A 13,718-nucleotide genomic window follows, 5' to 3' on the forward strand; every position below is an offset into this window, starting at 1 on the left:
TTTTAAAACTAAGAATTAATAAATCTCTTAGAAATGCTTTATTAGATAAAAAAATTGATAAATATAGTAAAAATATATGGCAAAGATAACTGTACTACCTAATAAGGATATATGTCCATCTGGTATTATTATAGATAATGCTCCTGAAGATGTTTCTATTTGTAAAGTTTTGTTAGATAACAACGTTAACATAGAACACGCATGTGGTATGGTAGGGGCATGCACAACTTGTCATGTTATAATAAGAGATGGTTTTTCCTCATTAGAGAAGTCGTCTGATTTAGAAGACGATATGCTAGATAAAGCATGGGGTTTATCTTCAAACTCTAGATTATCATGTCAGTGCAAGGTCTCTAAATCTGATTTATCAATTGAGATACCCAGATATACTATAAACCATGCTAAAGAAAATATATAACTAGATTATTTAACACATATCTAAGGATTTAGATATGTGTTCTTGTTTAGTCTATATTTTTTCTCTTAAATGAGGAAATAGTATTACGTCTTTTATATTTGATTTATCTGTTATTAGCATTACTAGCCTATCTATTCCTATACCACATCCTCCAGTTGGGGGCATGCCATATTCTAATGCTGTTATGTAGTCGGAATCAAAAAACATTTTATGATTATCTTCTGAATCATTATTTTTATTTTCTGCTTGTTCTAATAGTCTTCTTGCTTGTTCTTCAGGATCATTCAACTCAGAAAATCCATTGGCTATTTCTTTACCAGCGATAAATAATTCAAATCTTTCTGTTATTTTTTTGTTAATGTCTGATTGTCTTGCTAACGGTGAAGTTTCAACAGGATAGTCTATTATATATGTTGGATCCCAGATTTTTTCTTCTGTTGTTTTTTCAAAAAGACATAATTGTAGTTCTCCTAATTTGGAAGATTTTAGGAAATCTTGTGAGATTTTTTTGTCAATATGTTCTATTTCTTTTTGTAAAAACTCATAATCATTCAGCTGCTCTATGTTGTATTTCTTATTATATTTACAAATGGCATCACATATATTCAATCTTTCAAATGGTTTTGAGATATTTATAGTTTTATCTTGATAATTTAAATAATTCTTTTTATTTATAGCCATTGATATTTCGCATATTAACTTTTCAGTAAAGTTCATCATCCAATTATAATCTGTATATGTAGCATAAAACTCCATCATTGTGAATTCAGGATTATGTCTTGGGCTTATTCCTTCATTTCTAAAGTTGCGATTTAATTCAAATACTTTATCAAAACCACCTACTATTAGTCTTTTTAAATACAGCTCTGGAGCTATGCGTAAATACATATCCATATTGAGAGAGTTGTGGTGAGTGGTAAATGGCTTAGCAGAGGCACCACCTGGAATTGTATGTAGCATTGGTGTTTCTACTTCTATAAAACCCTCTTTAGACATATGTTGTCTAATATTAGTTATTATTTTGCTACGCAATTCAAAGGTTTTTTTTGTGTCTTCTGTTACTATTAGATCTACATATCTCTGTCTATACTTTATATTGGGATCAGATATACCATGAAATTTTTCAGGTAATGGTCTTATTGCTTTTGATATGATTGATATCAATTTAACATTTATAGATAATTCTCCTTTATTTGTTTTAAAGACTTTTCCTTCTATTAATAATATGTCACCTAAGTCAAATTGTTTAAAATTATTATATATTTCATCATTAACATTTTTTTGGGATATATATATCTGTATACGTCCTGTGCTATCTTGAATTGTTGAAAAGCTTGCTTTGCCCATAATTCTTTTCAGCATCATGCGTCCAGAAATCCTAACATTTATATCTTTCGAATTAATAATATCAGAATCTAAATCTTTATATTTGTTTATGATATCTATATTCTTTTCAGTCGGAGTAATATTATTAGGGTATGAAAAACCTATTTCCCTGTATTTATTAAGTTTTAATCGTCTTTCTAAGATAAGTCTGTTTTCTTCATGATCAGAATTTATAGAGTCATTCTTATTAGTCATAATTTTTCTCTAATAGTTTATTATAAATTTATCTAGATGCCCATTTTTAAGCTTTCATGTATAAAGACATCTAAATTACCATCAAGTATCTTTTGCACATTAGATACTTCTACATTTGTTCTTAGGTCTTTAATTCTGCTCTTATCTAATACGTATGAACGTATTTGATTTCCCCATCCAACGTCTGTTTTTGAGTCTTCCAGTTTTTTTTGTTCAACTAATCTATTTCTCATCTCTAAATCAAATAGTTTGGATTTTAGCATTTGCATAGCTTCTGATTTATTTCTATGTTGAGATCTATCATTTTGACATTGAACAACTATACCAGTAGGATTATGTGTAATACGTACGGCAGAATCAGTTTTATTAATATGTTGTCCTCCAGCTCCACTTGCTCTATAGGTATCTATTCTTAAATCAGAAGGATTAATGACAATATCAAAAGAATCGTCTATTTCTGGGTATACAAATACACTTGCAAATGAAGTATGCCTTCCACCTGAAGAGTTAAACGGGCTTTTTCTGACAAGGCGATGTACCCCTGTCTCAGTTCTTAAATAACCAAAAGCATATTCTCCTACAATTCTAATTGTGGCCGATTTAATTCCAGCAACTTCACCTGATGATTCTGATATAATCTCAGAGCTAAAACCTTTTATTTCAGAATACCTTAAGTATTGCCTTAATAGCATCGACGCCCAATCTTGTGCCTCTGTTCCTCCTGCTCCTGATTGTATATCCAAGAAACAATTTAGCTGATCAGTTTTGTTGACGAACATTCTGCAAAATTCCATCTCTTTTATTTTGCTATCAAGTACACACATACTATTTTCTATAGATTTTATTGTTTTAAAATCATTATCCGTTTCAGCTATATAAAATAGTTCTATGGAGTCATTTATTTCGTTGTGTAGTAATTCTAGAGTATTTATAATGTTTTCTAAATATTTTTTCTCTTTATTTAAATTTTGAGTACAACTAATATTGTTCCATGAATTAGGATCTTCTAGTTCAGCATTTATGATATGCAATCTTTCTATTTTTTTATCGTACTCAAGATACCTCCGAAGATCTAATTCTCTTTGCTCATAGTCTTTAAGGTTTGTAATGACCTGATTTTTATTTTCTATGTTCATTATATTAAACTCCATTTATTATAGGTATTTATTAATTAGTAATATATTACAGATGTTATACATGTTTTAATAGATAGGTTTCTTTATAATGCCGTGTCATATTATTCTGTTATTTTTAAGTTTATAATCTTGTTCATTACAATAATTAACAATTTAATTATTAATTCTATAATTTACATTCTAATTATAGAATTGATTTTTTAATAAAATAAAATTTATTTGTATATCTAAAATAAATAATAAGAAACATATGAATTCTTTATCTGATAATTAAGAATTATATTTTGTTTTAAATAAATTCAACCACCAAGTTTATTCTAGCGGGTATTTAATGACATATTCTGTAAAAGAGATTTTCAAAACATTGCAAGGTGAAGGATTCTATACAGGAAGGGCTGCTGTATTCTGTAGATTTACAGGTTGTAATTTTTGGAATGGTAATGATTTAGATCGTATTAATGCGGTATGTAAATTTTGCGATACTGATTTTGTTGGTATAAATGGATGTAATGGGGGTAAATTTAGATCTGCTAGCCTGCTTGCTAGAGAAATATCCAGAATATGGGGAGAAGAATATTTTGGCCGTTATGTTGTATTAACTGGAGGAGAACCATTATTACAGTTAGATAGTGCTCTATTAAGCGAGTTACATAACAATGGATTTGAAGTTGGTATCGAGACCAATGGAAGTATTATTCCTCCTAAGAATGTGGATTGGATTTGTGTTAGTCCAAAAGACTTAAATCGTATGATTTTAAGAGAGGGTAATGAGTTAAAATTAGTTTTTCCTCAAAATGATATTTGTCCAGATAATTTTGTTGATATGAATTTCCAGCATTTTTATTTACAACCAATGTATAGCGATTATTTAGCATTAAATATTGATTTAGCTGTTAATTATTGTAAAAATAATCCAAAGTGGAGATTAAGTCTTCAGACACATAAATACATAGGAATACCATGATTTCAATCTCAAGAAAATTAGAATTTGATGCTGGACATAGGATACCAAATCATAATGGAAAATGTAGTAATATTCATGGACATAGATATTCGTTAATAGTTACACTGGAAGGTGAGGTTTCTAAAGAATCCTCGAGTAGCGACCATGGGATGTTAATGGATTTTGCTGATGTTAAGCTTTTAGCCCTAGAACATATCATAAATATTTGGGATCATGCATTTTTAGTATCTTACGATGATTATGAGATTTTAAATCTACTAAAATCTCTACCTAACCATAAAACTGTAATTTTGGACAAGGTACCTACTGTTGAAAACTTGGCAATTATTTCTTTCAAGAAATTGAAACCAGTTTATAGTAAGCACTATAGGAATAACTTAAGTTTAAAAAAAGTTTGCCTTTATGAAACCCCTAATTGCTGGTCAGAGTATATTGAATAATATAGGCTTAACATATTGTGATTTTATTAAATGATTTTGATAAATCAATGCTTTCTTTAGCATTGAGGCAAGCGGAAATAGCTTATTGTAAAGGAGAAGTTCCTGTTGGTGCTGTTATAGTTAATAGTAATCATGTTCCCGTTTCTTTCGGATATAATAGAACAATAACAGATAACGATCCAACAGCACATGCTGAGATTGTTGCTATAAGACTATTATCTAATAAGATCAGTAATTATAGATTAAATGGCATGAGTATGTATGTAACTTTAGAGCCGTGTGTAATGTGTATGGGTGCTATTTTAAATTCTAGATTATCTAAAGTTGTTTATGGAGCTAGAGATTTTAAAACTGGCTCTTGTGGTGGGGTTCTAGACATAACAAGCATCAAGGAAATTAATCACCATACAACTGTTTTTGATGGCAGTTCATTAAATGATTGTGGTTACATAATGAAAAATTTTTTTTATGATTTACGCAGAAAAAAGAGTAAATAACGACTAAATTATTAACAGCTACATAATAACTTATAATTATGAGAACCATTAATACCAGCTATAGGTATATGTATATAGTGAAAAAGAGTCGTTTCTTAGTTCAAGCCGTTCCTGTCAGTAGTATTTCTGAAGCCAATGTTTTTTTTTCTTATAATGAGAATAATCTTGCAAATCATAATTGTTGGGCTTATCGTATAAACGATTCATATCGTTACTTTGATGATAATGAGCCGCATGGTACTGCAGGTAGACCAATACTTCAGGCAATAGATGAATTAAATCTCAACATGGTTGCTGTATTAGTTACTAGATGGTTTGGAGGCATAAAGTTAGGAAAAGGTGGCCTTATGAGAGCTTATAAAGCTTCTGTCACAGGTTGTTTATCTCATAGTAATTTTATTGAAATAAAGGATACATTACTAATAAAATGTACGATAGCAGTTAAAGATATGCACATTATCTATAATTTAGACAATAGTGTAAGTATAGTATCTAATCACTTCAATAACAGTAATTGTGAATTTATTATCGAAGTTCAAAAAGATAAAATCGATTCTCTGAAGAATACGATTAATAAAATATCTAAAGGCAGTGCATTACTATGTTGCCTTTAGATATTTCCAAGAAAAAATTTAAATATCAATTGATAGATTTTTACATAAAATCATGTAAGTGTAGTTTAGTATTTTTCGTTTTGCGCGTTTTGAATAAGCTCATTAATTTTATTGATACTTATAGACCCTGGTTTTGCATAAACTTGTTTTTTCTTATGAAATATTACTATAGTTGGTATTGCGCTGATCTTAAGTTCTGAAGCCAGTTCTTTTTCATCATCTACATTTATTTTTGCAAATAAAGCTGAATCATTCTGTTGTGCTGCATTTTCAAATACATGGGCAAAGCTCTTACATGGACCACACCAAGGAGCCCAGAAATCTATAACTACTGTGTCATTATTTTCTATGGTTTCATTAAATATTTTTTTGTTTAGTTCTATTACGCTCATTTATATATCCTTTTTTATAAAAATAATAATATTTCATTATATATTAATATCACCAAATATTATTATGCTATTTACTTATTGAGATAGTTTTATATAGTATTATGTACAGTGATATAAAATACTTTTGAGATGCTATTATATTTATTAAGTTTGTTTGTTATTTGAAAATATTTGATATTATAAGATGATGAAATGATAATTCTTGGTTTTGAAAGTTCTTGTGATGATACTTGCGTTGCGATTTTCTCAACGAGTTTGGGATTAATTTCTAACGTTATTCATACTCAAAAGGATACGCATATTGATTATGGTGGAATAGTTCCTGAATTAGCATCCAGAGACCACCTAAGCCATATAGTAAGACTAACCAAGAAAGCTATGAGTGATGTGGATTTAGATTTCAGCGATATCAATGCTATAGCTTATACGGCTGGACCAGGTTTGTTAGGATCTTTACTAGTTGGATCTAGTTTTGCTAAGTCTATTGCCTGGTCCTTAAGCATACCATCTATACCAATAAATCATCTTGAAGGGCATTTGTTATCTCCTTTAATCACAAATCAAGATTTGGAATTTCCTTTTATCAGTTTATTGGTGTCTGGTGGAAATACAATGATTGTTCTAGTTAAGAGTTTTTGTAATTATTGCGTGATTGGTGATACATTGGATGATGCGGCTGGTGAAGCTTTTGATAAAATTGCTAAGTTAATAGGTCTAACTCCTTGTAACGGATCAGAATTATCGAGGTTAGCAGATGATGGTGATGGTAGTTATTTTGATTTGCCAAGACCAATGATAAAAACCAATGATTTTAATTTTAGTTTTAGTGGATTGAAAACATCTGTTATGTTAAGAATAAAAAAACTAAAATCAAATGATAATTTCAATTATTCAACAAAAGCGAATATAGCTGCATCTGTACAGGATGCTATAACTGATATACTAGTCCACAAGGTAATTCTTGCTGTCAAAAAGACTGGAGTAACCAACGTAACTATTTCTGGTGGTGTCAGTGCTAATAAGGTCTTAAGAAGTAAATTGATTTATGCGCTAAGTAATCTAGGTGGTAATGTTTATTTGCCAAGCATTGAGTTATGCACTGATAATGCAGCGATGATAGCATTCACTGCTGCATATAAAATAAAATTTGGTCTGGTGGATTTTACAAATATTTCTGATTACAACCAGGTTAGATCAAGATGGAGTATTGAGGATATTAATAAATGATAAATTAGATGATTATACGATTTTCTGTGCCATTTATTAGTTTTTTAATATTTTCTTTATGCTTGTAGATTAGTATTGTACTTAATATTATGGTAGATACCAGTATTGCGCAATCCACATTGCCTAACTCATATGCGAATATATTGTATATTACAGATAAAGTAACAGTCACAATAGAAGCTAGAGAAGAATATCTCCATATATAAGCTATTAATACCCAAGATATTGCACAATATACTGATAATAAAGGATTTGTCGCAATTATTATACCAAAAAATGTTGCTATTCCCTTTCCTCCTTTGAAATTAGCAAAAATTGGATATATGTGCCCCAATATTACAAATACAGCAGAGATGCCGACTAATTCTGAATAACATCCCCCATAAATTATGTTTGTTATCTTTAGAGCTATTAATCCTTTTGCCATGTCTCCTAACAATGTTATTATAGCTGCTGTTTTATTACCTGTTCTTAGCATATTTGTAGCTCCAGGATTCCTGGATCCAAAGTTTCTAGGATCTTCTAATTTTAGAAACTTACTTATTAAAATTGCAAATGGTACTGATCCAATTATATAGGAAGAAATAGCTATTATAAGAAAATGAATATTTATGTAGTTGTTGTCTATCATAATAATGTTTTTGATCTATAATTCTGATTTAAGTATATAAGATATATTGATATCAAATATCAACGTATCAATTATACTATTTCTTAGGATAAAATTTTAATGCATATTTTAATTTCTAACGACGATGGTTATTCTTCAGTTGGTCTGAAGGCTGTAGTTAATGCATTGGCTGGTATAGCAGATGTAACAGTAGTTGTCCCTGAGTCAAATTGCAGTGGCTCTTCAAACTCTATTACTCTTAGTAGGCCGCTGAATGTTCATTTTGATTCAGATAATTACATGATTATAAATGGCACTCCAACTGATTGTGTCCATTTAGCTATGACTGGTTTGTTAGATAGGTTACCTGATCTTGTCATTTCAGGTATTAATAATGGAGCTAATCTTGGTAGTGATGTTCTTTACTCAGGTACTGTTGGGGCAGCTAGAGAGGCTTACATGTTTGGTATTCCATCGATTGCTGTTTCTTTAGTTGAAAAAGGATGGGAAAATTTAGAATCAGCTACTATGATTTTACATGACATAGTGGTTAATTTTATTAAAAACCCTTTTCAAGAACCATTTCTATGGAATATTAATATTCCTAATATCAGCATAAACCATATTAATGGTATAAAAGCTACGAGAATAGGTAAGAGACATCCATCACAATTATCTACAAAACATAAAACCCCTCGTAATGAAATTGTGTATTGGATAGGACCAGTAGGAGAGATTTCTGACAAATCTGATGGAACCGATTTCAATGCCATATCAAATAATTTTGTCTCTATTACGCCATTAGGAATTGATTTAACTGTAATGAATAGCTTAGATAAAATAAATGAATGGGCCATAAATATTTGAAAATAATTATGAGAACTCCACTAGTTGTATTCACATGAGATATTTAATGATTTATATGTTAAGTATTATAAACATATTAACAAGACGTTTATTTTTTAGTGCATTATCGTTGGTTTTGCTAATTTCTGGATGCAGTAAGGAAGTTATTAAATTCAAATGTGCTCCTATATTTGAAGTTTCTATTAATGAGAGACAATCTATAAATGCTTATATAGTTAAACAAGGTGATAGTTTATATAAAATATCAAAACTTTACGATATAGATGTTGATTTGCTAAAAAAAGTTAATAATCTTGATAGCTCTTGTCAGCTTAATACTGGTAGTTTGTTATATATACCATCAGTAGATAACTCTTATGAGGAGTCAATTGTTACAAATAGCACTAATATAAGGAAAATTGAGAATCCGATCTCCAAGACCAACACAAATATTAAAATACTTTGGGAATGGCCTTGTGATGGAATAATCAAAGAGTATTTTAATTTAAAGAATAGAGGTATAGATATATCTAGTACTATAGGAGAACCAGTTTTTGCTGCTGCTAGTGGTAAAGTTGTATATAGCGGCGGCGGCGTTCGTGGATTAGGAAAATTACTAATTTTGAGTCATGATCAAGGTTTTATAACAGCATATGCTCATAATAGCAGGCTATTTGTTTATAATGGCCAAGAAGTTACAAAAGGCTATAAGATAGCTGAAATAGGAGATAGTGATTCTGACTATCCAAAATTGCACTTCGAGATTCGTAAAAATGGTTTGCCTGTTGATCCTCTGAATTATCTTCCTAAAAAATGATCCCTGTCTTAGTATTTGATATAGAAACTATTCCTGATATTGAATCTATAAAAAAAATAGGTGTGTATGATGCATGTTTATCTGATCAGCAAGTTTTGGATTCGTTTACCGCTAAACGTATAGAATTGTGCGGTAATAATTTCGTACCGCTGCATTTGCATAAAATAGTTGCTATTAGCTGTGTTTTTAGGAACAATAAAGACTTTTATGTAAAAACCCTAGGCAAGCATTCTGATCATGAGAGCAAGCTTTTAGAGTTCTTTTTTGCTATTATCGATAAGTATTCTCCAAGGTTAGTTAGTTGGAATGGCACAAGTTTTGATCTTCCAGTAATACACTACAGAAGTATGATAAATTGTATCTCTGCTCCTAGATATTGGGATACTGGTGATAACAACGATCGCAATTTAAAGTTCAATAATTATATCAATCGTTATCATAGTATGCATTTAGATTTGATGGATGTTTTATCTAAATACAATGGACGTTCTGGTGTTTCAATGAACGAATTGGCAAAATTATGCAAATTCCCAGGAAAGATTGGAATGGATGGTAGCAAGGTTTGGGACTATTGGTCTGATAATAAAATTTCTGAGATACGTTCTTACTGTGAAACAGATGTTATTAATACATGGTTATTGTATTGTAGATTTTGTCTCTTTAGAGGTCATCTAAATAAAGAATCTTATAAAAATGAAATTAGTATAGCAAAAAACAAAATATCATCACTTGATGGTGATCATTGGAGATCATTTCTTAATTCCTGGGATAATTAAAATTAATCTATCAAGCTGAGCATTATAAAAATAAATGTAAATAATATTATTGGAACATAATTTGAAGAAAGTGTTACTTATTGAATCTATTGATGCTAAAGGAATGGGTATATCACATGACGAAAGCGGTAAGGTGATTTTTATAGATGGTGTCTTGCCAGGTGAATTAGTACAATTCGAAATCTTTAGAAGAAAGTCATCTTATGATATTGCTATTCTAACAAGAATATTATCTAGTTCACCATATAGAGTAATTCCGCGTTGTAAGCATTTTAATGTTTGCGGTGGTTGTTCTATACAACATATAGACGATAGGGCACAGGTAGCAATAAAGCAACGTGTTTTAGAAGATAGTTTTTATCATATAGGAAAAATAAAACCAAATTTCTTATTTAGTCCTGTATATGGTGAACCATGGCATTATAGGCAAAGGTCTCGTTTATTTGTAAAGTTTTTGCAAAATAATGATAAAGTGATACTAGGTTTTTATGAAAAAAGAAGTAATCATATTATTGATATTTTAGATTGCCCAGTGCTATCAGAAAAAATTAATACAATATTAAATCCTATAAGAGAAATGATTTATAGACTAACTATAAGAAAACTTATATCTCAAGTGGAAATTGCCGTTGGTGATAACAACGTATCATTACTTATATATAATTCATACAGTCCTTCTAAGTGTGATATAATGAGCATAGTTAATTTCGGCGTGATTAATTCTGTTGATGTATGGTTACACTCATCTAACAATAGTATCTATAGAGTTGGTGATAGTAAGTATAAAGATACTAGCTATTCTCTACCAGAATTCGGGATTTCAATACCTTTTAGGCCTAAAAATTTTACTCAAATTAATCATAATGTTAATAGCATATTGGTATCAAAAGTTATAGGGTTAATGGAGATAGGGCCGTATGATAATATACTGGATATGTTCTGTGGGTTAGGAAATTTTACCTTTCCAATGGCAAAAATAGCCAATAAAGTTATTGGTATTGACATAGATGATAGCTTAATATGTAGGGCACGTGATATTGCTTTAAATTACGGGATGAGTGGGATTGTTAATTTCATAAAGATAAATTTGTTTTCCTTGAATAATGATTTTTTTAATAGACTAGATCATTTTGATATAATGCTCATGGATCCTCCAAGAAGTGGGGCTAATCTGGTAGTTAGATTAATAGCCAGTTTGGATAAAAGTAGAAAGCCTCGCAGGATAGTCTATGTATCATGTAATCCTCATACTCTGGCTCGTGATTCATCTGTATTGGTTATTAATGGCGGCTATAGAGTTGTATGCTCTGGTATTATTAACATGTTTCCTCATACTAGCCATGTAGAATCTATAACTGTATTTGATTTATAGTTTTTGTAGCTTTATTGTATTCTTAGAACGACGCAGCTATTTTTATAGAGTCGATTTTATAGTTTTGGTATATCAAAATATTTTATGTTTGAATTTATTCGTAATAAGAGCCGTTTCATACTTTTAATTTTGTTTTTTTTAATAACTCCTGCTATATTTTTTTCAGGAGTATTTAATTATAAATATGAACAAGATGATCCTAAAATTGCTAAGTTTGGAGATATTTATATTACTCTTGGAGAATTTAATATTGCATATTCTGGATTCTTGGATCAATTGCGTTCAAATGTAAGAAATTGTACAGATATGAATATGATTGATACTCCTGAGATGAGAGAACAATTTCTAGAGGAGTTGATCAATACTAAATTGCTAAGCCTAGTATCCTCAGACATGAATATATCTGTGACTGATGAGAGGCTTAGAGACTATATATCCTCATTAGATTGGGGTAATGGCAAAGGTAATTTCTCAAATGATAATTATGTAAAAGTATTATCGAACTACGGGATGACTCCTGCTGAGTTTGAATACAACCAAAGAAAATTTCTTTCTGCTAAACAAATTACAGATTCTATTGCTTCTTCTGGCATAGCTTCAAAAGTTATATTAAATAAATATTTAGATAGCATGACACAGAAAAGAGTAATACGTACTAGAATGTACAATTTTGATAGCTATAAATCTCTTGTTGACATTAGCCCAGAAGAAATTAATTCATGGTATCTAAAAAATAAAGATTTTTTTAAAAAACCAGAGAATGTTGATATTGAATACATAGTAATAGATGAGGTTAACTGTAATGAAGACTTAGATATTGACGATAGTGAGGCTAAGTCTTTTTATAAAAAAAATCTTGATAAGTTCACTGTGCCAGGGAAATTTTCTTTTGAAAGTATTTTTTTCTCTTTTGATGATATTAAGACAAATGAAGAAAAGTTAGATTTATTTAATGAAGCCAAAACTGTTCTAAACAAGCTAGACGGAAACCCAGATTGTATACTTTTTTCTAAAGACAGCTCTAATTCAAATTTTGTTTATACAAATTATGATTTAAGTACAGAGGAGGAAATATTAGAAGCATTAGGTCAAGAAGCTAAAGATGCTATTTTAAAATTAGCTAAAGGACAGCATTCAAAATTATTGGAGACCTCATGTGGTTTATATATATTTAGATTAAATGAAATATCTTTACCTCGTGTGTTACCGTTCAAAGATGCTAAGAACAAAATAATCATTGAAATACAACAAGATTATAGACATAAATGTTTTTGTGAGAAAATTGATCGTGTAAGGGAATTAATATACAACGAAGATTATGACATTGAATCTATTGCATTAGATATAGGGGTAAAAGTTTCTTCTTTAAGAGGATTAACAAAGAATGGAGTAGCTATTGATGACAAATATCAGAGTATTGTAAAAAATAATTATTTAAATAATTATCAAGTTTTAAGCGTAATTTTTTCTAATGAAGCCTCACTTGATAAAAATTATTTTGGATTAGTTCAAGTATCACCATCAGTTTTTATAGTAGTAAAGGTATTAAAGTATAATGCTTCCTCTATTTTTTCATTGTCTGAGGTTTCTGGTAAAATAAGATCTCTTGTTTTGGAAGATAAAGTCAGAGTTCTTGCCATGGATGATGTTAATAGATACATAGAGAGTGTTTCTAAAAATAATAAATTTGATAAAAGTAAGTTTTCTGAAAAAATTGAAATATCTAGATTTGAATCAGATTTTAGGTTGCCAAAAGAATTAGTAAATGCTGTAATGTCTATGCCAACAAGTAGCTTACCGTATTATGGCAAGGTTAATGTAGACTCAGGTATTTTATTAGTTTATTTAGAAAATATTTTAAACAAAAAAAATGATGACCCTTTAATAGATAAACAAATAAGCGACTCATTGATACATTCCACCGGTAAATCTGAATGGCTTGCGACATTAAGATTTCTTAAAAATAAGTATAAGTTAAAATTGCTTGATCATGTTGATGATGTTATTAATAATTAAATAAAGATTTTT

15 protein-coding genes are annotated in these 13,718 nt (G+C 29.7%); 11 read left to right on the forward strand and 4 right to left on the reverse strand.

What is annotated here, in order from left to right:
- Positions 1–76 precede the first annotated feature (76 nt).
- Positions 77–418: an ISC system 2Fe-2S type ferredoxin gene (gene fdx / locus ST1E_RS01335; RefSeq protein WP_015389447.1), complete on the forward strand. Its 342-nt coding sequence runs from the start codon at positions 77–79 to the stop codon at positions 416–418.
- A 51-nt stretch (positions 419–469) separates the two neighbouring features.
- Here the strand turns inward: fdx and lysS are convergent, their stop codons facing one another.
- Both lysS and prfB read right to left on the reverse strand, forming a co-directional pair.
- A complete protein-coding gene (lysS, locus tag ST1E_RS01340; RefSeq protein WP_015389448.1) occupies positions 470–1,999 on the reverse strand; it encodes a lysine--tRNA ligase in 1,530 nt (509 codons plus the stop codon).
- Positions 2,000–2,031: 32 nt separating this feature from the next.
- Positions 2,032–3,135, reverse strand: coding sequence for a peptide chain release factor 2 (gene prfB / locus ST1E_RS01345; RefSeq protein ID WP_015389449.1), 1,104 nt, complete (start codon positions 3,133–3,135; stop codon positions 2,032–2,034).
- A gap of 331 nt (positions 3,136–3,466) precedes the next feature.
- Here prfB and queE point away from each other — a divergent pair, with 331 nt between their 5' ends.
- The 4 genes from queE to ST1E_RS01365 all read left to right on the forward strand — a co-directional run bounded on the left by queE (position 3,467) and on the right by ST1E_RS01365 (position 5,650).
- A complete protein-coding gene (queE, locus tag ST1E_RS01350; RefSeq protein ID WP_015389450.1) occupies positions 3,467–4,099 on the forward strand; it encodes a 7-carboxy-7-deazaguanine synthase in 633 nt (210 codons plus the stop codon).
- On the forward strand, positions 4,096–4,539 hold the full coding sequence (locus ST1E_RS01355) for a 6-pyruvoyl trahydropterin synthase family protein (protein WP_015389451.1): 444 nt from the start codon (positions 4,096–4,098) through the stop codon (positions 4,537–4,539). The genes queE and ST1E_RS01355 overlap by 4 nt, the downstream gene beginning before the upstream one ends.
- Positions 4,540–4,556: 17 nt before the next feature.
- The gene (gene tadA / locus ST1E_RS01360; protein WP_015389452.1) at positions 4,557–5,036 is read left to right on the forward strand and encodes a tRNA adenosine(34) deaminase TadA; all 480 of its coding nucleotides are present in this window, start codon (positions 4,557–4,559) and stop codon (positions 5,034–5,036) included.
- A gap of 68 nt (positions 5,037–5,104) precedes the next feature.
- The gene (locus tag ST1E_RS01365) at positions 5,105–5,650 is read left to right on the forward strand and encodes a YigZ family protein (protein ID WP_235043593.1); all 546 of its coding nucleotides are present in this window, start codon (positions 5,105–5,107) and stop codon (positions 5,648–5,650) included.
- Between the two features lie 65 nt (positions 5,651–5,715).
- Here ST1E_RS01365 and trxA read toward each other — a convergent pair whose 3' ends face one another.
- Complete coding sequence (gene trxA, locus ST1E_RS01370) at positions 5,716–6,042, reverse strand: thioredoxin (RefSeq protein ID WP_015389454.1); 327 nt, start codon at positions 6,040–6,042, stop codon at positions 5,716–5,718.
- A 192-nt stretch (positions 6,043–6,234) separates the two neighbouring features.
- Between trxA and tsaD the strand changes: the two genes are divergently transcribed.
- The gene (gene tsaD, locus ST1E_RS01375; protein ID WP_015389455.1) at positions 6,235–7,269 is read left to right on the forward strand and encodes a tRNA (adenosine(37)-N6)-threonylcarbamoyltransferase complex transferase subunit TsaD; all 1,035 of its coding nucleotides are present in this window, start codon (positions 6,235–6,237) and stop codon (positions 7,267–7,269) included.
- Positions 7,270–7,273: 4 nt separating this feature from the next.
- Here tsaD and plsY read toward each other — a convergent pair whose 3' ends face one another.
- Complete coding sequence (gene plsY, locus ST1E_RS01380; protein ID WP_015389456.1) at positions 7,274–7,900, reverse strand: glycerol-3-phosphate 1-O-acyltransferase PlsY; 627 nt, start codon at positions 7,898–7,900, stop codon at positions 7,274–7,276.
- Between the two features lie 99 nt (positions 7,901–7,999).
- Here plsY and surE point away from each other — a divergent pair, with 99 nt between their 5' ends.
- The 5 genes from surE (at position 8,000) to ST1E_RS01405 (ending at position 13,706) form a co-directional block, all read left to right on the forward strand.
- Entirely contained in the window at positions 8,000–8,746 is a 747-nt protein-coding gene (surE, locus tag ST1E_RS01385) for a 5'/3'-nucleotidase SurE (protein WP_015389457.1), read from the forward strand.
- A 46-nt stretch (positions 8,747–8,792) separates the two neighbouring features.
- Positions 8,793–9,542, forward strand: a complete 750-nt coding sequence (locus ST1E_RS01390) for a peptidoglycan DD-metalloendopeptidase family protein (protein WP_041185954.1) — start codon at positions 8,793–8,795, stop codon at positions 9,540–9,542.
- A complete protein-coding gene (locus ST1E_RS01395) occupies positions 9,539–10,318 on the forward strand; it encodes a 3'-5' exonuclease (protein WP_015389459.1) in 780 nt (259 codons plus the stop codon). The genes ST1E_RS01390 and ST1E_RS01395 overlap by 4 nt, the downstream gene beginning before the upstream one ends.
- Positions 10,319–10,388: 70 nt before the next feature.
- Positions 10,389–11,690: a 23S rRNA (uracil(1939)-C(5))-methyltransferase RlmD gene (gene rlmD, locus ST1E_RS01400; RefSeq protein WP_015389460.1), complete on the forward strand. Its 1,302-nt coding sequence runs from the start codon at positions 10,389–10,391 to the stop codon at positions 11,688–11,690.
- 84 nt (positions 11,691–11,774) lie between these two features.
- Positions 11,775–13,706, forward strand: coding sequence for a peptidylprolyl isomerase (locus ST1E_RS01405; RefSeq protein ID WP_015389461.1), 1,932 nt, complete (start codon positions 11,775–11,777; stop codon positions 13,704–13,706).
- Positions 13,707–13,718: the final 12 nt, after the last annotated feature.

This window comes from Candidatus Kinetoplastibacterium galatii TCC219, from assembly GCF_000340905.1.
GTDB classification, from domain to species: Bacteria; Pseudomonadota; Gammaproteobacteria; order Burkholderiales; family Burkholderiaceae_B; genus Kinetoplastidibacterium; species Kinetoplastidibacterium galati.

Excerpts from the sequence above, each read along its gene's own strand:
- plsY (WP_015389456.1), bottom strand. The coding sequence starts at position 7,900 with ATGATAGACAACAACTACATAAATATTCATTTTCTTATAATAGCTATT.
- ST1E_RS01355 (WP_015389451.1), top strand. The coding sequence starts at position 4,096 with ATGATTTCAATCTCAAGAAAATTAGAATTTGATGCTGGACATAGGATA.
- ST1E_RS01390 (WP_041185954.1), top strand. The coding sequence starts at position 8,793 with ATGATTTATATGTTAAGTATTATAAACATATTAACAAGACGTTTATTT.
- queE (WP_015389450.1), top strand. The coding sequence starts at position 3,467 with ATGACATATTCTGTAAAAGAGATTTTCAAAACATTGCAAGGTGAAGGA.
- ST1E_RS01395 (WP_015389459.1), top strand. The coding sequence starts at position 9,539 with ATGATCCCTGTCTTAGTATTTGATATAGAAACTATTCCTGATATTGAA.
- trxA (WP_015389454.1), bottom strand. The coding sequence starts at position 6,042 with ATGAGCGTAATAGAACTAAACAAAAAAATATTTAATGAAACCATAGAA.
- tsaD (WP_015389455.1), top strand. The coding sequence starts at position 6,235 with ATGATAATTCTTGGTTTTGAAAGTTCTTGTGATGATACTTGCGTTGCG.
- lysS (WP_015389448.1), bottom strand. The coding sequence starts at position 1,999 with ATGACTAATAAGAATGACTCTATAAATTCTGATCATGAAGAAAACAGA.
- fdx (WP_015389447.1), top strand. The coding sequence starts at position 77 with ATGGCAAAGATAACTGTACTACCTAATAAGGATATATGTCCATCTGGT.
- ST1E_RS01365 (WP_235043593.1), top strand. The coding sequence starts at position 5,105 with ATGTATATAGTGAAAAAGAGTCGTTTCTTAGTTCAAGCCGTTCCTGTC.
- ST1E_RS01405 (WP_015389461.1), top strand. The coding sequence starts at position 11,775 with ATGTTTGAATTTATTCGTAATAAGAGCCGTTTCATACTTTTAATTTTG.
- surE (WP_015389457.1), top strand. The coding sequence starts at position 8,000 with ATGCATATTTTAATTTCTAACGACGATGGTTATTCTTCAGTTGGTCTG.
- prfB (WP_015389449.1), bottom strand. The coding sequence starts at position 3,135 with ATGAACATAGAAAATAAAAATCAGGTCATTACAAACCTTAAAGACTAT.